Raw genomic sequence first — 23,253 nt, forward strand, 5'->3', positions numbered from 1 at the left:
GCGTTCATCACCAGCCTCAGGCGAGCGTGTAGCCCGCAAGCGCCTGGCGCATGTCGCCCGACAGCGAATCCAGCTCGCGCGCGAGGGCGGCGGCCTCGCTGGAAGAACGGCTCGCGGCCTCGGCCATCTGCGCGATCTGCTCGACCCGTTGCGCAACCGCAACACTGGTGCTGCCCTGCTCGCGGATCGCGTCGCTGATCTCGGTCACGCGGGCCTCGGCGTTGAGATTCGCCACCGCGATGCGCTGCACCGCGGCGGAGGCATCGTTGGCGCGGGCAACCCCCTCGCTGACGCAGGCGACGGCATGGTCCATGCCCTCTACCGCAGCGCGTGCGCCGCCACGGATCGCCTCGACCATGCCGGCGATCTCGCGGGTGGAACTCGCGGTGCGCTCGGCGAGTTTGCGCACCTCGTCAGCCACGACCGCGAAGCCGCGGCCCTGCTCGCCGGCCCGCGCCGCTTCGATCGCCGCGTTGAGTGCGAGCAGGTTGGTCTGTTCGGCCACCTCGCGGATCACCGCCACCACCGAGGAGATGCGGTCGCTGTCAGCGCCCAGCACGCGGATGCGTTCCGATGCAGCGTCAACCGCGGCTGCGATCTGGGCGATGTCGTCGAGCGTGCGCTGGATCACTTCGCCACCGCTGTGCGCCAGTTCGCCGGACTCGTGCGACAGCGCATGCGCCTCGGCCGCACGGTCGCCGATGTGCGCGACGCTGACGGTGAGTTGCTGCATCGCCGCCGCCATCGTGGCCGCGGCATCGCTCTGCGCATCGGCCGAGGCCGCGCCACCTTCCGCGCCGTTGGCCACACGCCCCGCCGCGCCACTGACGCGGGCGACGCCGTTGGCGAGCAGCGCCAGGTCACGCTGCAGCGCGTCGAACAGCGTGTTGAGGCTCTGCGCGATCAGGCCCAGTTCGTCGGCGCGGCCGACCGGCACCCGCAGCGTGAAGTCGTGATCGCGACCGATGCGGGTCACGGTATCGAGCACCCGTGTCAGCGCGCCGGAGATGCTGCGGACCAGCAGCGCACCCAGCACGCCGACCACCGCAATGCCGAGCACGATCACCGCACTGACCTGCAGGCGGCCGCGGCTTGCGCTTTCGGCGGCGGCGGCCGCTTCGGCTGCGGAGCGTCTGGCGTTGAAGTCGGCATGCGCGCGCAGCGCGGCAAGTGCTATTGCCCCCGCGGGCAGCAGGTCGTTCTCGACGGCGTGGCGCGCGGCGTCATCCAGATTCTTGCGAGACAGCGCGAGCACCTCGGGCACGACTTCGAGGAAGGCCTTCACGGTCTCGCGGTCGGCCTTCATCAGGCGCGCTTCGTCGGACCCCGACAGGCGCTTCTCCTGAGACGCGAGCGCCTTGTCGAGATCGGCAAGATCGGCCGCAAGCGTCTTTTCGATCGCATCCTTCTTCGCGTCGGCGATGTTGGTCATGTGACTCAGCACATCCACCTGCACGCGCAGCAGCGCGGATTCGGCGCCGGCGGTCGCACCGATCGCCGGAATCGTCTCACCGTTGGCGATGCAAAGCGCCCGGTCGAGCGCACGGACCGCGAACATCCCCGCCGCACCGACGAGCAGCAGGGCCAGGGCTGCAGCCCCGACCATCGCCCACAGGCGCAGCGAGATTCCCTTGTTCTTCATGGCAGGCTCCCCCCTACCGCGTCGATACGCGGAGCGGCGGATGAGCGCCGCTCCGACCAGATCCGTACGGTGCTCAGTTGGCCCCGTCGCGGATGAACTCGACGTCGTCGAAGTTGCCCCAGTTGCCGGTCTGGCCATCGACCGCAACACCCACCGTGCAGCTGCCGTTCGTCACCTTGATGCCGGTGACGACGTACTGCGCCCACTTCTGCCAGCCGGTGTTGGTGATGGCCTTGGTGTAGCGCTTGCCGTCGCCGCAGTCGCGGGCCAGCACTTCGATCGCCTTCTCGCCACCGCCGCCGGCCGCCCAGATCTTCAGGCTGTAAGTGCCGTTCGGGATGCCGGTGTAGCTGCGCGTGGCTTCGAACTTGAAGGGTTCGCCGAGCCAGTAGTGCATCGACTGCTGGCCGGTCTTCGCATTGCCCGGGTTGCGTTCGTTGCTGACCGCTGCGGTAGAGCCAGCGATGTTCCAGCCTTCGAGCTTGCCGTTCTCGAAGCTCGGGTCTTCGATCAGGTTGCGGCGCGGCACCACCGCGACGTTGGCCTCGACCGCAACGTCGTGGTTGCTCAGGTGGCCCTTGAGCACGAAGTTGCCGGCTTCCTTGAGCTTGTCGGCCGGCACGTCGTCCCAGCTCACCCAGGCGTCGCGCTGTGCGTCATCCGAGAAGGAGACGCGGATCTTCTCCGGCGGCGTGAAGACTTCGCCGATGTAGGTGGTCAGCTTCTGCGCGGCGATCGGCAGCAGCTTGGGCACATCGGCCTCGCTGCCGGCTTCGCGGACACGCTTGAACACCGCCAGCGAGGGCAGCGCGCGACCCTTGAAGTCGAACATCGCCTGGTTGTCCCACGCGTTGCCTTCGCCGGTGCGCCAGCCTGCGCCCTTGACCGGGATCCAGCCCGGCTCCCAGTAGAAGAGGCCGGCGCCGCGCGAGCCCGGCACCTGCGCCATCGCATTGATCAGGTCACGCACCAGGCTGGTCTGCCCCTGCACCGTGGCGCGGTAGCCGACGCTCTTCTGCATGTCCCTGTTGAAGAGGTTCGGGAAGCCGTCGCCGTCTTCCGTCGTGAAGGCGTAGGCGGTTTCCATCAGTACCACCTCCTTCGCGTAGCGCGAGGAGATGTCGTCGACGTTGGTCTGGAAGTCTTCCAGCGTGCCGTGCCAGTACGGGTAGAACGAGAGGCCGATGATGTCGTAGTCGACACCCTTCTTTGTCAGCAGATCGAAGACGCGGCGGTACAGGTCGTTGGTGGCGCCGTTGGCCAGATGCACCGCGATCTTCATCTGGCGCGAGGGGTCCGCTTCGCGCGCGGCCTTGATGCCCTGCGACAGCAGTGCGACAAAACCGTCGTCACCACCGATCTGCTCTTCGGGTTTTGCCTTCCAGGTCTTGCCGTCCGGCCACAGCATGCCGCCGTTGAGTTCGTTGCCGATCTGCACCATGTCGGGCGAGGCCTTGGCTTCGCGCATCGCCTTGAGCACGTCGGCGGTGTAGTCATGCACCGCCTTCTCGAGCTCGGCGCCCTTCAGGTTGGCCCAGGCGGCCGGTTTGTTCTGCTTGTCGGGGTCGACCCAGAAGTCGCTGTAGTGGAAGTCGAGCAGCACCTTCAGGCCCAGCGCCTTGGCGCGCGTGGCCATGCGGATCGTCGCCGCGAGGTCGTTGTTGCCGCCGCCGACCGGCTCGCCCTTGCGCGAGAGGGTCTTGCCACCCTCGACGACGTCGGCCGCATTGACCGGGTTGTTCCACAGGCGCAGGCGGATCCAGTTGACGCCGTTTTCCTTCAGGATCGCGAAGATGTCCTTCTGCTGACCCTGCGCGTCGTAGAACTTGGCACCGAGGCGCTCGAGCTGGTCGGTCATCGAGACGTCGGCGCCCATCATGAAGTCGGCGCGCAGATCCTGCACCGGCTGCACTGTCACGGTGGACGGTGCGGCGGCAGACTGCGCCAGCGGTGCGGCGAAGGCACACAGCGCGGCGATCGCCAGCGCGCTCAGTCGGAAACCTTGTTTGGCCATGTTGGTTTGTCCCCTGTCGTTATCGCTATGGGTGGTCGATTTCTGTTTGCTAAGGATGAGCGCCGCCTGCACCCACCGCGCAACGGCGGGCGCAAGGCAGACGGATGTCGGTTGCTTCAGCCCTTGACGGCCCCGGAGGTGAGGCCCGAGACGAGCCACTTCTGGGTCACGAGGAACAGCACGGTCAGCGGCATGCCGGCGAGGATCGCGGTGGCCGCGAAGTCCCCCCACAGGTAGCGCTGGTTGAAGAGGAACAATCGGGAACCGATCGCCAGCGTCAGCTTGTCTTCGTCGTGCATCAGCACCGAGGCGACCGGGTACTCGATCATGCCGCCGAGGAAGGCGAGCACGAAGACCACGACCAGGATCGGCACCGCCATCGGCAGCAGTACATGCACGAACGCCTGGAAGGGTGTTGCGCCATCGACCGACGCGGCCTCTTCAAGCTCGCGCGGCACGCTGTCGTAGTAGCCCTTGATCAGCCAGATGTGCTGCGCGACGCCGCCGGTGTAGGCCAGCGCAAGGCTCCAGTGGCTGTTGAGGCCGAGCCAGGGCACGAAGTCGCCGATGCGGTCGAACAGCGCGTAGATCGCCACCAGCGCGAGCACCGACGGGAACATCTGCAGCAGCAGCAGCGCGTTGAGCATCGTGTCGCGGCCGCGGAAGCGCATGCGGGCGAATGCGTAGGCGCTGGTGATCGACAGGATCAGCGAGATCGAAGCCGACAGCAGCGCGACCTTCATCGAGTTGATGATCCACTGCAGCACCGGGAAGGGCGGCTTGACCAGCGCGCCGTCGGCATCGACGTAGGACATGCCGAGCGCGAGCTTCCAGTGTTCGAAGCTGATGTGCGAGGGGATCAGGTTGCCGCCGGCGAAGTTGCCCGGACGCAGCGAGATCGACACGATCATCAGGAACGGCATCACCGTCATCAGGATGAACAGGATCATCGCGGCGTGGGTGGCAAACACGCGCCAGCGGTGCGATTTTTTCAGGACGATAGCCATGTCATCAGCTCCTTCAGGCGTTGGCGTCGTTGACCTTGAACAGGCGCAGGTTGACCACCGCCAGCGTGGCGACGATCAGGAACACGATCGAGGCGATCGCACAGGCCAGCGCGTAGTTCTGGCCCGAATCCTGGAACGCGATGCGGTAGGTGTAGGACGCGAGCAGGTCGGTCGCGCCCACCGGCACCTGGGTGTCGAGGTAGTCAGGCGCGCCGTTGGTCAGCAGCGCGATCAGCGTGAGGTTGTTGAAGTTGAACGCGAAGGACGCGATCAGCAACGGTGCGATCGGGCGCGAGATCAGCGGCAGCGTGATGCGGAAGAAGTTCGTCAGCGGGCCGGCACCGGCCAGCGCGGAGGCTTCGTACAGCTCGGACGGGATCGCCTTGATCAGGCCCATGCACAGAATCATCATGTACGGGTAGCCGAGCCAGGTATTCACGATCAGCACCATGCTGCGCGCCAGCGTCGCGTCCGAGAACCAGCTTGGCCGCACGCCGAAGAACATGTCGAGCACCATGTTGATCTCGCCGAGGTTCTCGTTGAAGAGCCCGCGGAACACCGGGATCGAGATGAAGGCCGGCACCGCGTACGGCAGGAACAGCATCAGGCGGTAGAAGTTGCGGTAGCGCAGCGCGTCCCAGTTCATCGCGGTGGCGAGCAGGATGCCGATCGCGAAGGTCAGCACGGTGTTGATGCCGGCGAAGGACACCGTCCAGCCGAAGACGCGGCCGAAGGGTTCGAAGAAGCGCTGATCCTTGAAGATCTGAACGTAGTTTTCCAGCCCGACATAGACGCGGAACCCCGGTTCCACCGCTTCGCCGTTGGCACGCACCCAGTTGCCGCGCTTGAAGTCGGGCGTGAGGATGCTGCCGTCGGCGGCGTCGGTCAGCGAGCCGTCCTTGTTGCGGGCGTAGGCCGGGTGCATCGCCGAGAAGCGGCGCAGGCTGCTCAGGCGCATCTCGGTGCCGTCGGGCATCACCGCGGTCAGTTCGGAAAGACCTGCCTTGAGGGCAATCACATCCTTCAGCGTGGCCGCTTCGCCCTGCGGTTCGGCCGCGAGCGGCGCCACCGGCACGCGCTGCGCCTTGCCGAGCTTCACCGGCCCGGTCGTGAAAAGATGATCGTTGTCGTCGGCGAACACCAGCCGGTGCGCGCCGCCCTGTTCAGGGTAGAGCTTGAAGCTCATGCCTTCGCCGCTGGTGACGGTGCGGCCGACCAGTACCTCGGTCGCGCGCTCGAACGAGAGCAGGTGCGCCGAGCTGTAGTTCGTGAAGCCGATGGTCAGCGTGTAGGCCATCGGCAGGACGATGAAGAGCAGCGCCGCGAAGATGCCGGGCACCACATAACGCCAGGCGTAGAAGCGCGGCGAGACATACACCCAGACGGCGGCCGCGATCATCGCCAGCGCGCCGATCGCCAGCATCGGCTGACGCGCCATGTAGAACACCACGACCAGTGCGAACCCGGCCAGCAGCGACACCGCGCCGAGCGCCGCGAGCGCCATGTGCAGATACGAGCGCTTCATTCCTTCACCACTTTCATCTTCTCTTTCTGATTATCAGGACGCTGCCGGGCCGGCGCCTTGCCGACCTGCCGCGTCGCAGGGCCACCCCGCCCCACTGCGCCAGCCGCGTCCTGTCGTTGGGGGCTGCGCCGGCCGCCACACCGGGTGGCGTGGCAGACGACGCGGCCCCGTGCGGCTTACTCGCCGCGGATACGCTTGGCGGCGCGATCCAGACCGTCCTTCACCGACTCGCGACCCTGCGTGATGTTCTGCAGCGCGGCTTGCATCGCCGTCCAGAAACGCGTCATTTCAGGGTTGTTCGGCATCGGCGAACCGGCTTGCGCCGCCGCCATGGTGCCGGCGATCAGCGGATCGCTCTTGAGTTCGTTGTAGAACGCCTTGTTGGCCGGCACACCCAGCGGCACATGCGCATGCATTGCCTTGAGTCCGTCCAGCGACAGCAGGTAGTTCTCGAGGAACTCGTTGGCCGCTTCCTTGTTCGGGCTGGCGGTGCTGACCATCGCGCCGAGCACGCCGACGAAGGCGCCGCCCTGCTTGCCGTCGACCTTCGGGAAGGGTGCCACGCCGAAGTCGATCTTGCTCTTCTTCAGGTTGTTCCATGCCCAGGGGCCGTTGATCGTCATCGCGATGCGACCTTCGTTCATGCCAGCTTCCGCTTCGGCATAGCTCGCGGTCTTGGGCATCACGCCACCCTTGATCAGCGACATCAGCGTTTCCATGCCGCGGATCGCGCCCGGGTTGTTCATGCCCGTGTCCTTCGGATCGTAGGTGCCGTCGGCGTTGCGCTTGAAGGCGTAGCCGCCGCCCGCCGAGAACAGGCCGTAGGAGTAGTAGATCTCGGTCATCGGCCACATGATGGCGCGCTTGCCGCTCGGCGAGAGCTTCTTGTCCAGCGCGATCACGTCATCCCAGCTCGCCGGCGGGGTCGGCACCAGTGCCTTGTTGTACAGCAGCGCCACGGCTTCGATCGAGATCGGGTAGCCCCAGGTCTTGCCGCCGATGTTCCAGGCCTTCCAGGCGAGCGGGTCGATCGACTCGACCGTCTTCTTCGATGGCGTCACCGGGGTGATCAGGCCGGCGGAGATCCAGCTGCCGGCGCGGTCGTGCGGCCACATCCAGATGTCCGGGCCCTTGCCGGCCGCGGCGGCCTGTTCGAACTTGGCGATCGCATCTTCCGGATGCTCGACCTTTACCGCGATCCCGGTGTCCTTGCTGAATTTCTGCGCGATCTTGGCGATGCCTTCGTAGCCTTTGTCGCCGTTGATCCAGATGAGCAAGGAACCCTTCTCCGCTGCGATCGCCGGGAACGCCGCACAGCCGAGCGCGCCGATCACGCCGGCCGCGATCAGACGCAGCGCCTGGCGACGGGGAGTGAATGCTTTCATCACGTGTCTCCTGTTTTTCTACTGCCTGAACTCACGCCGTACGCCCCCTGGCGCACGGCCCACCCCGGCGGCCCACCCGGGCCACCGCTATTTTTCAATATCCGTGGCGTTTGAGCGCCAGCCCCGCTTCATCGAACAGGTGGCAGGCTTCCGGCGGCAGGTGCAGATGCACCTTGTCATCAACCCGCACCGCGTGCGTGCCATCCAGCCGCGCCAGCAGATCCTCGGCCTGGCCGCCATCGAGGTAGGCGTAGGTCTGGTCACCCAGGCGCTCGACCCAGCGCACGCCACAACTGAGCGTGTCGGCGCTCGCGTCGTCACGCAGTTCGACATGCTCCGGGCGGATGCCCAGCGTCACCTCGCTGCCGAGCGACAGCGCACCGGCGGACACCGCGGCGCGCAACACTTCGCCGCGACGCGTCTTCACCACCACCGCTGCCGGCTCGATCGCGATCACCTCGGCCGCGATGAAGTTCATCTTCGGCGAACCGATGAAACCGGCGACGAAACGGTTGGCCGGCGTGTTGTACAGCGCCATCGGCGATCCGACCTGGGCGACGCTGCCGAAGCGGGCGACATCGTCGCCGGTATGCAGCAGCACGATCTTGTCGGCGAGCGTCAGCGCCTCGACCTGGTCGTGCGTCACGTAGATGGTGCTGGCCTTGCCGTACTCGCGGTGCATGCGGGCTATTTCCACACGCATCTGGGTGCGCAGCGCAGCGTCGAGGTTCGACAGCGGTTCGTCGAACAGGAACACGCCCGGATCGCGCACCAGCGCGCGGCCGATTGCGACCCGCTGGCGCTGCCCGCCGGACAGCGCACGCGGCTTGCGCACCAGCAGACGTTCGATCTGCAGCATGTCGGCGATGCGCGCGACGCGCTCGCGAATGGTCGGCTTGTCGAAGCCGGCCAGACTCATGCCGAAGGCGATGTTCTCCTCGACGCTCATGTGCGGGTATAGCGCGTAGTTCTGGAACACCATCGCGACGTTGCGTTCGGACGGCGCAAGGTCGTTCACCCGCTGCTCGCCGATGTACAGGTCGCCGCCGGTGATGTCTTCCAGCCCCGCGACCATGCGCAACAGCGTGGACTTGCCGCAGCCGCTGGGGCCGACGAACACGCAGAACTCGCCGTTGGCGATTTCGAGCGACACGTCACGCACGACCGGCGGATTGCTGTCGTAGGCCTTGCTGACGTTCTTGAGGGTGACTGCTGCCACTTGGTACTCCGATCCTGCGCGGGTTCGTCAGATGGCCGAGGCCAGGTAGGCTTCGCGCCAGGCGCTGAGCCGCACGTCGCGCAGGCAGCCCAGATGGGTTGCCTCCGCCAGTCGCGCCCTTGCTGCCGCTTCGCGGAAGACCGGCAGATCCGGCCGCGCCGCCACGATGCGCAGTTCCAGCGTCGGCCAGCGGCCATCGCGGATGAAACGGTCCAGCCCGACATACCAGGGCTCGCCGTCGCTGAAGTTGTCGTCCACCAGCACGCCGTCGGCATACAGGCGCGCGGCCTCGCCGATGTAATCGATCTCGGCAAGCAGCCGGCCGCCGAGTTGTGCCCACTCGGCCGGCACATCCAGCCGCACGCGCGTCGCCTGCTCGAACTCCGCATCGTCCGGCGCCAGCGGCACCGGACCGGTACGCCAGGGGATATGCGGACCAAGGCGCACGGCAGGCGCCTGCGGCTGGTCGTGCAGCACCTCGAAGGGCACGCTCGCCTGCAGCGGTGCGTTCTCCGGCAGCGCGGCACGGACACGCACGAAACCACCGCTGAGCGGCTCGCCCACCAGGTCGTCGGCCGGGTGGAAGACCACGTCCGCCCCCTCGGCGGCCGGGGCGATCGCCACCAGGTCCTCGCCGTTCTGGTACAGCGCGTATTCGCTGATCGCCAGGCGCTCGCGACCACGGAAGCGCACCCGGCTGGCGCGCTCGGCGTAGTCCCGCGACAGCAGCAGCACGGTGTGCCGCGTGCCCGCCGCGTCGACCAGGCGCAGGGTGATGATCTTGCTGTCCGCGGCCGGGCGCACACGCAGCAGCGTGCCGTCGCGCTCGACCTCGGCGCCGCCGGCGTCCAGCTCGCGCAGGCTGTCGCGCTCGAAGCTCAGCGTCGGTGTGATATCGGGATGGATGAACGCGACCCAGGTGGTATGCGCGCCGTCCTGCCAGCGGGTCAGCGGCTGCACCGTCGCCGTGCGCAACACGACAGCGCCGATGCGCGCGCCCAGCGGCCAGATCGCATAAGCGCCGCTCGGCACATCCACCACCGGGAAGCTGCGCTCGCCGGAGGCGGTCGCAACCTTGATCGCCACGTCCCTGAAATCCGGCAGCGGGTGGTGGCGCACATGGTTGTTGATGAACACGAAGCCCTGCTCGCCGACGCCGCGGGCGGCGACACGCAGCGGCTCGCGCGCCGCGGCGTCGATGTTCGCGCCCTCGGCCAGCACCGCATCCATCGGTGCCAGCTCGGCGCCGAAGGCCTGCAGGAACAGGTGCAGGCAGCGCAGGCGGCCATAGGACTGGCGCGTCTGGCCGTACTGCCCCAGCGGCGCGCGGAAGTCATAACCCATCACCGCGACGTCGTTCGGGTAGCCGGTGTCCTGCGTTTCGTTGTAGCGGCGCGGGCCGGCCGGATTGGTGCCGCCGTGGTACATGTAGTAGCCGTACAGCGTGGCGCCGGAGCCGATCTGCACCAGTGTGGTCGCGGCCAGGTCGTCTGCCGTCACCGCGACACGGCGGTGGTAGGAGGTATGCATGCCGCCGCCGGCTTCGGCCAGGAAGAAGGGGTAGTGGGTCTTGTCGACCCGACCCTCGGCCGGCGTGCCGCCGACGTTGCCCATCTCGCCGATGGCGCGCTCGGTGTTGAACACGAACACGCCAGAAGGCGGCAGTGGCTCGGCACTGCCCTGCCAGAAACCGTCCGGGTAGGCGCCGGACACCGGCACCACATCGCGCGGCGGGATGTCCAGCGTTGGCCAGCCGGTCACGGTGTAGAGCGGCACCCGCAGGCCGGACTCGATCGCGATGCGCTTGAGCTCGGCAATGTGCTCGGCGCCGCAGCCCGGGCCGGTGCGGTCGTATTCGTTCTCCAGCTGCACGCCGATGACCGGGCCGCCGTCCTGCCACATCAGGTCATGTACCTGGGCGCCGATCTGGCCGTAGAAGCGGGTCACCTCGGCCAGGTAGGCCGGGGCGTTGCAACGCAGCTCGCCGATGCCGATCAGCCAGTCAGGGAAGCCGCCGTAGCGCGACTCGGCATGCACCCAGGGGCCGGGGCGCAGGTACACGTACAGCCCGGCCTTCGCGGCCAGCTGCACGAAACGGCGCAGATCGCGATCGCCACGCCAGTCGAAGCTGCCGCGCTCGGGCTCATGGTGATTCCAGAACACATAGCTGGCGACGATGCTGACACCACCGGCGCGCATCTTGCGCAGCTCGGTCTCCCACTCCCCGGCCGGGTAGCGCGAGTAATGGAACTCGCCCATCACCGGCAGCCAGGGTTCGCCGTCCAGCTCCAGGTAGCGGCTGTTGACCGTCAGGCGACGCTCGGCCGGCTGGTAGTGGCCCAGGTTCAGGAAATCCCGCTCGACGGCGGCGGGTGCGACAGGGAGGCGGATCGAGATCGATGCAGTCACGGCGATTTGGTTAAGCGTTTAAGTTTCGACGCAGTCTCGGTTCGCGGCGACACGCGAGCAATTAGGGTAAACCCTCACTCGCACCGCAGCAATGCGGATTGCATTTCAGCGGTGCCGCGCGCCACATCCCGCGATCACAGGGCGCGGCGCCGCTGCAAACGGCCCGCCGACGCGCGACGGCGCGGCACGACGAGGTTTGATCCAGCGCAAGCAGCGCACCGGCGCAATACCGGACAGGTGACAACGGGCGGGGCACGAGTATCATTCCGTCGCAACTTAAACGCTTAATCTCACCCCGCGAAGCACGCTGGAAAACGGAGCCCCCGCATGAAGCTTGGTGTCTGCTACTACCCCGAACAATGGCCGCAGTCGGTGTGGCGCGACGACGCCCGCCGCATGGCGGCGATGGGCATCCGCGTGGTGCGGATCGCAGAATTCGCCTGGAGCCGGATGGAACCGCGCCCCGGCGAGTACGACTGGGCCTGGCTGGACGAAGCGATCGCGGTGCTGTCCGAGGCCGGCCTGCAGGTCGTGCTCGGTACGCCGACCGCCGCGCCACCCCGCTGGCTGCTCGACCGCCACCCGGACATCGTCGCGCTGGATGCGCACGGCCATCCGAAAGGCTTCGGCTCGCGCCGCCATTATTGCTTCTCCAGCCCGGCCTTCTTCGAGGCGAGCCGCAGCATCGTCACCGCGATGGCCGCACGCTACGGCCAGCACCCGGCGGTGATCGCCTGGCAGACCGACAACGAGTACGGCTGCCACGACACGGTGCTGTCGTACTCCGCAGCCGCCGTGGAGCGCTTCCGCGGCTGGCTGGCCGCGCGCTACGGCAGCATCGCCGCGCTCAACGAAGCCTGGGGCAACGTGTTCTGGAGCATGGAGTACGCGAGCTTCGAGCAGATCAATGCGCCGGTCGGCCTGCCGACCTTTGCCAACCCGATCCATGCACTGGACTACCGCCGCTTCGCATCCGACGAAGTGAAGCGCTACAACCGGATGCAGGTCGAGATCCTGCGCACCCACGCCCCTGGCCGCGACGTGCTGCACAACTTCATGGGCTTCTTCGGCGAGTTCGACCATCACGAACTGGCGCAGGACCTCGACGTCGCAAGCTGGGACAACTACCCGCTCGGCTTCACCGATACCGTGCGCTTCCTGTCCGACGACGAGCGCCTGCGCTGGATGCGCAGCGGCCACCCGGACATCTCGGCCTTCAACCACGACCTCTACCGCGGCCTGTGCAAGGGCCGCTGGTGGGTCATGGAACAGCAGGCCGGCCCGGTGAACTGGGCCAACGCCAACCCCGCGCCGCTGCCCGGCATGGTGCGGACCTGGACTTGGGAAGCCTTCGCCCACGGCGCCGAACTGGTCTCGTACTTCCGCTGGCGTCAGGTGCCCTATGCGCAGGAGCAGATGCATTCCGGCCTGCACACGCCGGACGGGCGCATCGATGTCGGCGGCACCGAGGCCACCCAGGTCGCGCGCGAACTCGCGCGGCTGCAGCCCGGTCCGGCGCGGCAAGCCCGTGTCGCACTGGTGTTCGACTATGCGGCGAAGTGGATGCACGACATCCAGCCCCATGGCACCGATATCGACTACTACGGCGAGGTCTTCGCCTGGTACAGCGCGTTGCGCCGCCTTGGCCTGGACATCGACATCGTGCCGGCCAGCCGCGAGAGCTTCAGCGGCTATGCGCTGATCGCCGTGCCGGCGCTCACCGTGATCGACGAGGCGCTGGTCGGCCGCCTGCGCGCCTCGGGCGCCCAACTGGTATTTGGCCCCCGTTGCGGCGCCAAGACGGCAGACTTCGCGATCCCGGAAGGCTTGCCGCCCGGCGCGCTGCGCGCGCTGCTGCCGATGCGGGTCAACCGCGTCGAAACCCTGCGCGACGGCGTCAGCATCGCGGTGCAGGCTGCCGGCCAGGAACTTGGCGTCGCCGGCCGCTGGCGCGATTTCGTCGAACCGCTGGCGCAGACCGAAGTGCAGGCGCGTTTCGCCGACGGCCAGCCTGCGATCCTGCGCCACGGCCGCACGCGCTACTTCGCCGGGTGCTTCTCCCCGGCCCTGCTGCTCGACCAGCTCGAGGCCTCGGCACGCGATGCCGGCATCGGCGTGCAGCGGGTCGACGACGGCCTGCGCCTGCGCCGCCGCGGCAAGCTGCAGTTCGCGATCAACCACGGCCCACACAGCGCCCGCGTACCCGCGCCCCCCGACACGCAGTTCGTGCTCGGCAGCGAGGTGCTGCCGCCAGCCAGCGTCGCCGCGTGGGAAGTCGCAGCGCCCGACGACGCGGCCTGAAGCCACATCCGTCAGGCGGGGTGGCGCCCCCGCCGCCGCCCCGCCTGACGGATACTCGGCACCTCAACCCGACGGAGAGAGAACGTGAGTCACTACCAGCCCGACGCGCACCGCTACAGCTGCCTGCCCTATCGCCGCTGCGGGCGCAGCGGCCTGAAACTGCCTGCGGTATCGCTGGGCCTGTGGCACAACTTCGGCGGCGTGGACCGCTTCGAGAACGCACGCGCGCTGGTGCGCTGCGCCTTCGACCACGGCATCACGCACTTCGATCTGGCCAACAACTACGGCCCGCCGCCCGGCTCTGCCGAAGAGACCTTCGGCGCCCTGCTGGCCGGCGACCTGAAGCCCTGGCGCGACGAGCTGGTGATCTCGACCAAGGCTGGCTACACCATGTGGCCCGGCCCCTACGGCGACTGGGGCTCGCGCAAGTACCTCGTCGCCAGCCTCGACCAGAGCTTGCGCCGCATGGGCCTGGACTATGTCGACATCTTCTACCACCACCGGCCCGACCCCGAGACGCCGCTGGAGGAGACGATGGCCGCGCTGGCGCACATCGTGAAGAGCGGCAAGGCCCTGTACGTCGGCCTGTCGAACTACCCGGCCGAGCTGACGCGCCGCGCCGCCGCGCTGCTGCGCGAGCTGGGCACGCCCTGCCTGATCCACCAGCCGCGCTACTCGATGCTCGACCGCTGGGTCGAAGGCGGGCTGCTCGACGCCCTGGCCGACGAAGGGATCGGCGGCATCGCCTTTTCGCCACTGGCGCAGGGTGTGCTGACGGACCGCTACTTCGGCGGAGAAATTCCCGCGGATTCACGCGCCGCGCGTGGCGCTTTCCTGAAACCGGAGCAGATCACCGCCGAGAAGCTCGCCCTGGTGCGGGCGCTCAACGATATCGCCGCCGCGCGCGGCCAGAAGCTTGCGCAGATGGCATTGAGCTGGTTGCTGCGGCAGCCCGCGATCAGCTCGGTACTGATCGGTGCAAGCCGGCCGGAACAGATCCTCGACGCCGTCGGCGCGGCCAACGCGGCGCCGCTTGCGCAGGACGAACTGGCCGCCATCGAGGCGCTGCTGCGCAAACCCTGAACACCCCCGTCGGGCCCTCACTGCTAAGATCCGCATCATGTCCACGCTCGTCGAAGTCGGCCGCCTTGCAGGCGTGACGCCGGCCACTGTCTCCAACGTGCTGCGCGGTCGCGGCCGTGTATCCGAAGCCACGCGCGAGCGCGTCCTCGCTGCCGTGCAGCAGCTGGGCTACCGGCCCAACCTCAACGCTCGCGCGCTGGTCGAGGGCCGCCCGCACACGATCGCGCTGATCGTCTCCAGCATCGCCAACCCGTTCTACCCCGAGTTCGCACTGGCGGCGGAAAAGGCCGTGCGCAAGCACGACTACTTCCTGCTGGTGTGCAACACCAACAACGACCCGGCGCAGGAAGCCGCCTACCTCGACGCGGTCGGCGGCTCGCTGGCGCAGGGCGTGCTGGTGATGAACGCAGACTTCGTGCGGGTCGACGAACTGCTGGCGCTGCGACGCCGGGGCGTGCCGGTGGTGCTGTGCATGTGGGAGAAACCGGACGAAGCGCCGGATCTGCCCTACATCGCGGTGGACTTCCACCAGGCCGGCGTGATCGCCGCGGAACACCTGCTCAAGCTCGGCCACACCCGCATCGGCGCCATCGTCGGCTCCGAGCCGACCGGCAACCACATCTGGCGTTACCGCGGCTTCTGCGATGCGCTGGCCCGCGCCGGCGTACCGCATCCGCCGGATGAAGTGCGCTTCGGCGGCGACACCATCGACGCAGGCCGCAACGCCGCGCATGCGCTGCTCGCGGCAGTGCCGGATCTGTCCGCGATCTTCGTTTCGAACGACCTGCCGGCGATCGGCGTGCTGCAGGCGGCGGCGGACCTCGGGCTCGAGGTGCCGGCCGACCTCTCGGTCATCGGCATCACCGATATCCAGCTCGCGCATCAGGTACGGCCGGCCCTGACGACCGTCGCGGTGCCGACCGAGGAAGCCGCCGAACTCGCCGTGCAGCTGATGATGCAGGTCATCGAGGACGGCGCGCAGCAGATCGCGCGCTGCGCTGTCGCCTCGACCCCGCAGCTGGTGGTGCGCGCATCGACCGGCCGGGTACGCCGCGCACGCAAATCCGCCTGAATCCGGCCCTGTGCGGCCGCCACCATGGCGGCCGGCACCGGGAAACGGAGCTCAGGGTACGAAAGCCTTCATCGCTTCGGTCAGCTTGCCGCTCTCGTCCAGCGCGCCCATCGTGTAGCCCTGCCAGCCCGGCCAGGCCAGCGGCTCCCAATAGAACACGCCCAGCCCGTTGCTGCCCTGCGCCGCGACGCGACCGATGAGGTCGGTGATCATCGCCCGCGCGGTGGCGGCCTGCGTGCGATCCATCCCCACCTCGGTCACCAGCACCGGCTTGCCGTAACGCGCGACGACGTCGGCCATGGTCGCGCCGATCTTCTGGTTGTAGGCGAGCCAGCCACTGGTCGGCGGATAGTGCGACATCCCGATCGCGTCCCATTTCGCACCGGCAGTCTTCACCGCGTCGAAGAACCAGCGGTAGAGCCCGTCGTCGTAACCGTTCGCCAGATGCAGCACGACCAGCGCTTCCGGGTAGACCTCGTGCGAGGCGGTGTAGCCGCTGTTGATCAGGCCGGCGAGCTGGTCGAAATGCTGGTAGCTGCCATCCGGCCACAGCATGCCGCTGTTGATCTCGTTGCCGACCTGCACCCATTCGACCGCGATGCCCGCAGCCTTGAGCGCGGAGAGCACGTCGCGGGTGTGGGTATAGACGTCGTTCTTGAGTGCCGCGTAGTCGTGGCTGGCCCACGCAGCCGGCTTGGTCTGGTGACCGGGGTCAGCCCAGGTGTCGCTGTAGTGAAAGTCGATCATGATGCGCTGGCCCAGCGCCGCCGCCCGTCGCGCCTTCGCCAGCACATCGTCGAGCCCGTTCCAGCCATCGGCCGGGTTCACCCACACCCGCAGCCGCACCGCGTTGATACCGCTGCCCTGCAGCAATGCGAATGCATCGGTCACGTTGTTCGCAGCATCGCGGAAGCGATAGCCTGCCGCCTCCTCGGCGCTGACCCAACCAACGTCCGCGCCGCGCGCGAAGCTCGCGATCGGCTTGGCGCTCGGCGTATCCACCACCGGCGCCGGGGTTCCCGAGCCGCCGCCTCCACCACCACAGGCGGCAAGTGCCAACGACAGGCTCAGCCCAAGTATCCGGGCCACGCGAAATACATGTTTCCTCATCACTCACCTCGGCACCGGCGCCGCTTGCTGCGGCCCCGGCGCGGTCATGCCGGGGCTGGTCGCCCCGTGCGTCAAGAAACGGCTCAGTACGGATCGAGCGCTTGCGTGAACTGGCCGGAGCCGTTCAGCGCACCCATCGTGTAGCCCTGCCAGCCTGGGTAGGCCTCCGGCTCCCAGTAGAAAACGCCGAGTCCGTTGCTGCCGAGCGCCTGCACCTTGGCCATCAGGTCGGCGAGCATGCTCTTCGCGGTGGCGGCCTGCTGCCAGTCCATGCCCACCTCGCTGATGATCACCGGCTTGGCGTAGCGCGACACCATGTCGCTCATGTTGGTCGCGAGCTGCGTGTTGTAGCTCGACCAGCTCGCGGCCGCCGGATAGTGCGACATGCCGATCACATCCCACTTCGCACCGGCCGCCTTCACGCCATCGAAGAACCAGCGGAACACGGTGTTGTTGTAGCCGTTGGCCAGATGCAGCACGACCAGGGACCCCGGATATACCGCCTTCGCCGCGGCGTAGCCCTGGTTGATCAGGCCGGCGAGCTGCGTGAAGTTCGAGGTGCTGCCCTCGGGCCACAGCATGCCGCTGTTGATCTCGTTGCCGACCTGCACCCACTCGACCGTGATGCCGTTGGTCTTGAGGTAGTTGAGGATGCCCCAGGTGTGGTTGTAGACGTCGGTCTTCAGGTCAGCGTAGCCGTGGCTGGTCCATGCCGCCGGCTTGGTCTGGTGCGCCGGATCGGCCCAGGTGTCGCTGTAGTGGAAGTCGATCATGATGCGCATGCCCTGCGCGGCGGCGCGCTTGGCCTTGTACAGCACGTCGGCGCCGTTGTTCCAGCCATCGCCCGGGTTCACCCACACCCGCAGCCGGATCGCATTGACGCCGATTCCCTTCAGCAGCACGAAGGGGTCGGTCGCGACACCCGAGCTGTTGTAGAACTTGTAGCCGGCCGCCTCTTCCTGACTCACCCAGCTCACATCGGCCCCCTTGGCAAAGGTTGCCGCCATGCACGGTACGACCAGGCAGGCAAGCAGCCCACCCAGCAGCAGTTTTCGGATCTTCATTATTCTGGTCTCCTCGTCGGGCGCCTTGCGGGCCCGTTTCTCCTTGCCGGCCATGCCATCCGCCTTGACGCATGCCGCAGTGCACAGCACCGACATGCGAGACAGCGCGCGTGGCCGGCGCGTGTGGTGGCCGCAGTGCGCGGCGGTGCAGCAGATGACGCCTCCTTTCCATGGGGTGGCTTAAACCTTCAACCATGATGCGCGGCCCACACCCATGACCATGAGCGACCCGGCTATTCATTGTTGTTAAAAGGTTTTCAGGATTGCGCCAAACCGGATTGGCGCGCAGAGAATGCTTGACTGCCGCGCGAAGAATGGCAAACTACATAAACTTAATGAAACGTTTAATCAGTGTGAACGTATGGTCCCGCGGAAACGACTGCCACCCCTGAACGGCCTGCGCGTATTCGAGGTCGCCGCTCGCCACATGAGCTTCACGCGGGCGGCGGAAGAGCTGTGCGTGACCAATGCGGCCGTCAGCCACCAGGTCAAGCAGCTGGAAGAATTCCTCGGTCTGAAGCTCTTCGACCGGCGCAACAACCAGTTGCTGCTGACCGGCGCCGGCGAGAACTACCTGCCGCGGATCCGCGACGCCTTCCGCTCGGTGCAGCAGGCGACCGAACTGCTGCTGTCGGACGCGGTGCGCCCCCTGCGCATCGGCGTGCCCGCAGCGCTCGGCAGCAAGTGGCTGGTGCCGCGCCTGTTCCGCTTCTTCAACACCTACCCCGAGCTACGCGTCGAGGTGGTCACCGAACCCGAGCTGCAATCAACGGAAGCACTCGATCTGCTGATTACCGATCGTCAGTCGAATGAGGCCGGCGTGGTAACGGAACGATTCGCCACGACCGGCTACTTTCCGGTCTGCAGCCCCTCGGTCGCCACCCGCTTCGAGCATGTGCGCGAACTGACCGGACACACGCTGCTGCTGGACCGGAGCACCCAGCGCTTCGCGCACCTCCCGGGCTGGAACCAGTGGCTTCATGAGGCCGGCATCGACCCGGCCGGGATCACACGGACGATGGTCCTGAGCGACGCACACATGGTGCTGCAGGCCGCCATCGACGGTCACGGCATCGCCCTCGGTCAAGCACTGCTGGTCGAGTACGACCTCGCCGCCGGCCGCCTCGTCAGCCCGCTGCAGGTCAACAGCTCGCTCCAGCTGACCTATTACCTCACCTACCGGAGCGGCATGCTGGACAACGAGAACATTGCCTGCCTGCGCGAGTGGATGTTCTCCGAGAGCGCCCCCAGCGTCGCAAACGCCTGAGCACGCGGGGCCGGGTGGGTACCCGTGCGGTGCACGTGGCTCATTGCCTGGTGTCAATGACACCCTGAAATTGACGCAGCATTGCGCTGCGCTGGCATTCCTGGACTGCTGCCGCCTCCGTTACGGCGGGCGCGCCAGGCTTGGCCCGCCCAGCCCATAGTGCTTGGGGGATCGCGCGGGCTGCGCGGTGGCGAATCGCGCGATGGCCGCGCCGATCATGTCGACCGTCCTGGCTGCCTTGAGCCGCCAGCGCTCGCCCCCACTCGACACCATGTGCGCGCAAAGCAGCAGCCGATCGCGCCACGCGGCGGCGAGCGTCGCCTGGGCCGCCCGCGCTTCTTGGGCAGATAGCCGATCTCGTCAATGATCAAAGATCCGCAGGGCGGCCCCCAGCGGCGCAGCGCTTTCGCACGTTACCGGTGATGCCGGGCGCTGATGAAGCGCGTATCGACGCCGGCCCGCGCGGCAGCGGCGATGAATGGACAAATCATCTCCGAGCGCGGGTGATTGCGCATCACGCAAACGACTTCGTCGGGCGAACCCTCATGAACGCTTTTGCGGAATCGGCGAGCACCCAAGCAGTACCGGGTCATTGGCGGACTGTCTAAAGTCCCCTCGTTGACACTTTTGTCGCTTTTGCCACGTTTCGCATTGCCGCCTCGGTCTTGGCGACGGATGCATCCAGGCCAATTCGATCCATTCGTTCGCCCGTACGTTCGTCCATTCGTTCGACCATGAAGAAGTCCTTCACTCAGCTTGCCACGCCTCTGGCACCGAGCCTGATGGTGAGCGCCATGCTCACCTGCGGCCTGGCGGAGGCAACCGATGTCGCGCCCCATCTCTACCCTTGGGGTATCGGTAACGCGGCCTATCGCACGAACGCCTTCGCCGCGGAGAAGAGCAATGCTGTCAGCGGCGCCACCTTCGTCTCGGTCATGGCGGGCAACGGATGTGTCGCCATCACAAACGACGCCAGCTACGCGATCACCGGCGCGACGAAGAGCGATGCCACGACCTCCGGTCAGGCGGGAATCTCCGCGTCTCCTTGGGTGCCGATGGCATCACCCTTGAGACCGCTTGCATCGCAAACCAGATGGCGGTCCAGGTGGGCGCGATGAAGGCCAATGCGGACAAGGACGCCGAGTTCGCCGACGGGATGTGCGACATCCCCGGTGGTTGGAAGAGGGTTCCGGCAGATGCCAGAGCGACTTCACCACAGGCACCCGCCAATCGTACGGCGCGCGAGAGCGCCCCACACCCGCAAACCTTGGGCAACAGCTTGGCCCCAATACGCCAACCAACCCGCGCGCTTCACGCAGCACTTACAACACAGGATGCAGATTGAATGAACACCCTCGACAAACGCTGGCAAGACTGGATAACCAGCAACCTTGCGCGCGGCTGTGCTCCCGACCGCATTCAGGCGGCGATGACTCAGTCCGGGTTCGAGAAAGATCTTGCGCAACGCACGATTGAAGCCTGCGCACGCCTTGTCATGAAAGCACCTTGCGCCGGGGTCCTCCCTCTCAAGACGCCGGCTCCTTCGCCGCAGCTAGATCTGATCTACGAAATTCAAGCAGCCCTGCGGGCGCAATTGCGTGAGCACATTGGCGCAATCCGCAATCCCGTGCTGATGGCGCTGCTCGAACGCACTCCGGGGTCACGAAGCGCAGCCGCGCGCCAAGAGCGGGCGGAATTCTGCAGCGCGCTTGACCAGTACTGGGACCAGTTCATGGCGAGGTTCGAACTTGCCCTGCAAGGGCCACTGTTCTTGCAAGCGAATGATGAACAGTTCGGCGAATTGACGGTATTCAGCAGCACCCAGCTCGGTCTGCTGAACCTTGCGAGCGAGATTTCTGCGCTGCTGGGTCGAGACTGCGAGGCGCCGTGGTCGACACTCAAATCGCGGCTCGACGCACTCCACTGCCAAGCGGGATCGACCGAAGCGCGCGATGAGCCGGAGAACCCGCAACGGATCAGTGTCGCGCTCGTCCGTGCCTGCGAAGAGTTGCCGCCTGCGGTTCGTCCACATTTCGCCCATGAAGTTGCGCAAGGGCTCGCCGACTCCCTTCTCCATATTTACGAGGAACTCAACGCTGAACTGGCCTATCGCGGCGTCTTGCCAGAGCTCAGCCGTACGCGCTTCATGCATGGCCCCGCACCGTGGAAAAAAGTGCCAGTCGGCAATGCGCTGCCTGCGCGGGCGCAAGGGCCGCAAGCGCGCATTCCGACGAGCGAAGTAGCGGCCGTGTGCAAGGTATTTGAACGCCTTGAAAGCTTCGGCGGCGAAGGCAGTGTGCCGTTGGCCGCGCTCCTCGAACAACTGCGTCGCGAGGCGGCGATTACCCCCAGTGGCAAGGCGGCACGTTCCGTCATCCTCACGCTCGCGTCGGTATTCTCCGGCTTGTTCTGCGACCCGGATCTGCCGCCTGTTGCCCGCCCCCTGCTTGCACGATTGCAGCTGCCCGTTCTGCGACTTGCGTTGCTGGATCAGACCCTCTTTGTTCACCCCGAGCACCCCGCGGGCAAATTCATTGACCGCCTCATCTTCGCGGCCATGCGCTGCGATGGCGCCGCTTGCGATGACAACCCGACACGGGCGCGACTGGAGGAAATCGTTGGTCGACTGGCCGCGCAAGACAGCTGCAGTGCGAACACTTTCGCCGACGCACTCGCAACGCTCGAAGGCCACCTGACTGCCGCGGCGCGTGTCGAACAGACTGCCATTGCTGCGCTTCGTAGCCATGTCGTCGCTGTGTCGCGCCGGGCCTGGGCAAAACGGCACTCCCGCCGCACGATGAAACCGCTGCTTGCAGCACCGATGCCGATGGCGTTGCAAGACTTCCTTGTAAATGTCTGGACGCCGCTCGTCGAGGCCGCCCTGCTGGAAGGTGCGCAGGATCGCGAGACCGGCATCCTGGTCGCGATGGCGGAGCGCATCTGCCACACCATGACACCGGGTCTGCCAGCATCCGAACGACTCTCGCTTCAGGCTGAGCTGCCGACACTGATCGAACGCGTGACAATTCAACTCGACACCAGCCCGCTTCCGCCAACCCAGTGGGCCAAGCCACTCGCCCAACTCGTGGCGCTGCAGAAACAGGCTCTGCAGGGCTTTGTCCCCTCCCTCGCCGAGGCGCTTGCCGAGCCATTTGGCGCAGGAGAGGATGAGCCGACGCGTAGCTACCAGCACGGGCACTTCGCGCTGCAAGTGCTCACCGAACCGGCATATCCGATACCGATGGACCGAAACGCAAAGGAAGCCGTCGGCGCCGTTCGCGCGCTCGCCCCTGGCGACTGGATTGCACTGATTGAAGACGACGGTTCCGAGGTCCTGCGGCAAATCGACTGGAATGACGAGAGCACCGGCGTGCTTCTACTCACGTCGGCTCAGGAGGGCAAAGCGGTCGCCATGCCTCGTCGCCACTTGGTGAGTCTGCTGATCAAAGACCAGGCGCGCCTCATCTACAGCGGCCCGCGCTTCGCCTTGATTGTTCGCCACGTGCAGACATTCTTTGCCGAGCAAGAGGAAACCACGGCCAGCATCGCAAGGGGCGCCCTGACGCGAGTCGCTTCGACCGCAGCAAGCGCGCTCACGGCAGAGCAGGTCGTCGCGCACACGGCTTGATCAACACTGCATTGCCGCCAATTAGCCACTCGCGGGACCCGGGGCTCACGTGTCGGGCCTGCCTTCGCGCTAGCCCCAAGCGTCGTCCGCCATGGCCCGATCGGGCACCTGGATGGCGCTGTGCGCCGTGCCGAACGCCGGTAAGAACCTGGGCTCCGTTGCCTGCGCAAAACTGAATCGCCCCGAGTATCGCGGAGGCCATCGGCATTAAGTCAGACGGTCGCGGCCTGACCGGCGCGTTGACGATGGCAATGGGTTACGAATCCGGATGGAGGGACGTGCCCCAGCGGACCCATCAGCCGATGATGGTCGAACCGCGCTACCCATTCGAGCGTTGCTGTTTCCGCGCTCTGTTTGGTCTTCCATGGACCACTGCGGCGAATCACCTGTCTTGCAGGGGCCGTTGGTCGTCTCAGCAAGTACATTGTCCTGGCTATCGCTCCTTGGAGCCCAATGACCCCAATCGCTCGTTTCGTATCCTCATCACCCACTCATTGGATCAATGCTTCGCGTTGATCGAAATCAAC

At 66.6% G+C, this 23,253-nt stretch carries 15 protein-coding genes and 1 pseudogene; 6 read left to right on the top strand and 10 right to left on the bottom strand.

The genetic code is table 11. The features are described from left to right. Positions 1-16 precede the first annotated feature (16 nt). The 7 genes from GGR36_RS12310 to GGR36_RS12340 form a co-directional block, all read right to left on the bottom strand. Complete coding sequence (locus GGR36_RS12310; RefSeq protein ID WP_183635039.1) at positions 17-1,642, bottom strand: methyl-accepting chemotaxis protein; 1,626 nt, start codon at positions 1,640-1,642, stop codon at positions 17-19. A gap of 73 nt (positions 1,643-1,715) precedes the next feature. Beyond that, the gene (locus GGR36_RS12315) at positions 1,716-3,656 is read right to left on the bottom strand and encodes a glycosyl hydrolase 53 family protein (RefSeq protein WP_183635040.1); all 1,941 of its coding nucleotides are present in this window, start codon (positions 3,654-3,656) and stop codon (positions 1,716-1,718) included. Between the two features lie 116 nt (positions 3,657-3,772). Then, positions 3,773-4,663 (bottom strand): maltose ABC transporter permease MalG, encoded by an 891-nt coding sequence (gene malG, locus GGR36_RS12320; protein WP_183635041.1) that lies wholly within the window; start codon positions 4,661-4,663, stop codon positions 3,773-3,775. Positions 4,664-4,676: 13 nt separating this feature from the next. After that, the gene (gene malF / locus GGR36_RS12325) at positions 4,677-6,188 is read right to left on the bottom strand and encodes a maltose ABC transporter permease MalF (RefSeq protein WP_183635042.1); all 1,512 of its coding nucleotides are present in this window, start codon (positions 6,186-6,188) and stop codon (positions 4,677-4,679) included. Positions 6,189-6,364: 176 nt separating this feature from the next. Next, positions 6,365-7,573 carry a maltose/maltodextrin ABC transporter substrate-binding protein MalE gene (gene malE / locus GGR36_RS12330; RefSeq protein ID WP_183635043.1) on the bottom strand — a complete coding sequence of 403 codons (1,209 nt, stop codon included), beginning with the start codon at positions 7,571-7,573 and terminating at the stop codon, positions 6,365-6,367. Between the two features lie 94 nt (positions 7,574-7,667). Continuing rightward, complete coding sequence (locus tag GGR36_RS12335) at positions 7,668-8,792, bottom strand: sn-glycerol-3-phosphate ABC transporter ATP-binding protein UgpC (RefSeq protein ID WP_183635044.1); 1,125 nt, start codon at positions 8,790-8,792, stop codon at positions 7,668-7,670. Positions 8,793-8,819: 27 nt separating this feature from the next. Further along, entirely contained in the window at positions 8,820-11,201 is a 2,382-nt protein-coding gene (locus GGR36_RS12340; protein ID WP_183635045.1) for a beta-galactosidase, read from the bottom strand. A 327-nt stretch (positions 11,202-11,528) separates the two neighbouring features. On the opposite strand from GGR36_RS12340, the gene GGR36_RS12345 reads away from it, so the two are divergent. The 3 genes from GGR36_RS12345 (at position 11,529) to GGR36_RS12355 (ending at position 15,657) form a co-directional block, all read left to right on the top strand. Then, on the top strand, positions 11,529-13,502 hold the full coding sequence (locus GGR36_RS12345; RefSeq protein WP_183635046.1) for a beta-galactosidase: 1,974 nt from the start codon (positions 11,529-11,531) through the stop codon (positions 13,500-13,502). 84 nt (positions 13,503-13,586) lie between these two features. Continuing rightward, on the top strand, positions 13,587-14,585 hold the full coding sequence (locus GGR36_RS12350; RefSeq protein WP_183635047.1) for an aldo/keto reductase: 999 nt from the start codon (positions 13,587-13,589) through the stop codon (positions 14,583-14,585). 37 nt (positions 14,586-14,622) lie between these two features. Further along, entirely contained in the window at positions 14,623-15,657 is a 1,035-nt protein-coding gene (locus tag GGR36_RS12355; RefSeq protein ID WP_183635048.1) for a LacI family DNA-binding transcriptional regulator, read from the top strand. A gap of 51 nt (positions 15,658-15,708) precedes the next feature. Here the strand turns inward: GGR36_RS12355 and GGR36_RS12360 are convergent, their stop codons facing one another. Beyond that, positions 15,709-16,746 carry a glycoside hydrolase family 53 protein gene (locus GGR36_RS12360; RefSeq protein WP_338086685.1) on the bottom strand — a complete coding sequence of 346 codons (1,038 nt, stop codon included), beginning with the start codon at positions 16,744-16,746 and terminating at the stop codon, positions 15,709-15,711. 104 nt (positions 16,747-16,850) lie between these two features. Continuing rightward, on the bottom strand, positions 16,851-17,831 hold the full coding sequence (locus GGR36_RS12365) for a glycoside hydrolase family 53 protein (protein ID WP_183635050.1): 981 nt from the start codon (positions 17,829-17,831) through the stop codon (positions 16,851-16,853). Positions 17,832-18,192: 361 nt separating this feature from the next. On the opposite strand from GGR36_RS12365, the gene GGR36_RS12370 reads away from it, so the two are divergent. From GGR36_RS12370 to GGR36_RS12380, 3 genes are all read left to right on the top strand, one after another. Then, complete coding sequence (locus GGR36_RS12370; RefSeq protein ID WP_183635051.1) at positions 18,193-19,098, top strand: LysR substrate-binding domain-containing protein; 906 nt, start codon at positions 18,193-18,195, stop codon at positions 19,096-19,098. A 734-nt stretch (positions 19,099-19,832) separates the two neighbouring features. After that, positions 19,833-20,216 (top strand): hypothetical protein, encoded by a 384-nt coding sequence (locus GGR36_RS12375; RefSeq protein ID WP_183635052.1) that lies wholly within the window; start codon positions 19,833-19,835, stop codon positions 20,214-20,216. Positions 20,217-20,443: 227 nt separating this feature from the next. Next, a complete protein-coding gene (locus tag GGR36_RS12380) occupies positions 20,444-22,726 on the top strand; it encodes a DUF1631 family protein (protein ID WP_183635053.1) in 2,283 nt (760 codons plus the stop codon). A gap of 212 nt (positions 22,727-22,938) precedes the next feature. On the opposite strand, the pseudogene GGR36_RS21925 reads toward GGR36_RS12380, so the two are convergent. Then, positions 22,939-23,164: pseudogene (locus tag GGR36_RS21925) on the bottom strand (IS3 family transposase); the annotation flags it as partial. Between the last annotated feature and the right edge of the window lie 89 nt (positions 23,165-23,253).

The sequence above is a fragment of the Niveibacterium umoris genome (assembly GCF_014197015.1).
GTDB lineage: Bacteria > Pseudomonadota > Gammaproteobacteria > Burkholderiales > Rhodocyclaceae > Niveibacterium > Niveibacterium umoris.

Excerpts from the sequence above, each read along its gene's own strand:
- GGR36_RS12310 (WP_183635039.1), bottom strand. The coding sequence starts at position 1,642 with ATGAAGAACAAGGGAATCTCGCTGCGCCTGTGGGCGATGGTCGGGGCT.
- GGR36_RS12315 (WP_183635040.1), bottom strand. The coding sequence starts at position 3,656 with ATGGCCAAACAAGGTTTCCGACTGAGCGCGCTGGCGATCGCCGCGCTG.
- malG (WP_183635041.1), bottom strand. The coding sequence starts at position 4,663 with ATGGCTATCGTCCTGAAAAAATCGCACCGCTGGCGCGTGTTTGCCACC.
- malF (WP_183635042.1), bottom strand. The coding sequence starts at position 6,188 with ATGAAGCGCTCGTATCTGCACATGGCGCTCGCGGCGCTCGGCGCGGTG.
- malE (WP_183635043.1), bottom strand. The coding sequence starts at position 7,573 with ATGAAAGCATTCACTCCCCGTCGCCAGGCGCTGCGTCTGATCGCGGCC.
- GGR36_RS12345 (WP_183635046.1), top strand. The coding sequence starts at position 11,529 with ATGAAGCTTGGTGTCTGCTACTACCCCGAACAATGGCCGCAGTCGGTG.
- GGR36_RS12355 (WP_183635048.1), top strand. The coding sequence starts at position 14,623 with ATGTCCACGCTCGTCGAAGTCGGCCGCCTTGCAGGCGTGACGCCGGCC.
- GGR36_RS12365 (WP_183635050.1), bottom strand. The coding sequence starts at position 17,831 with ATGAAGATCCGAAAACTGCTGCTGGGTGGGCTGCTTGCCTGCCTGGTC.
- GGR36_RS12370 (WP_183635051.1), top strand. The coding sequence starts at position 18,193 with ATGGTCCCGCGGAAACGACTGCCACCCCTGAACGGCCTGCGCGTATTC.
- GGR36_RS12375 (WP_183635052.1), top strand. The coding sequence starts at position 19,833 with ATGAAGAAGTCCTTCACTCAGCTTGCCACGCCTCTGGCACCGAGCCTG.
- GGR36_RS12380 (WP_183635053.1), top strand. The coding sequence starts at position 20,444 with ATGAACACCCTCGACAAACGCTGGCAAGACTGGATAACCAGCAACCTT.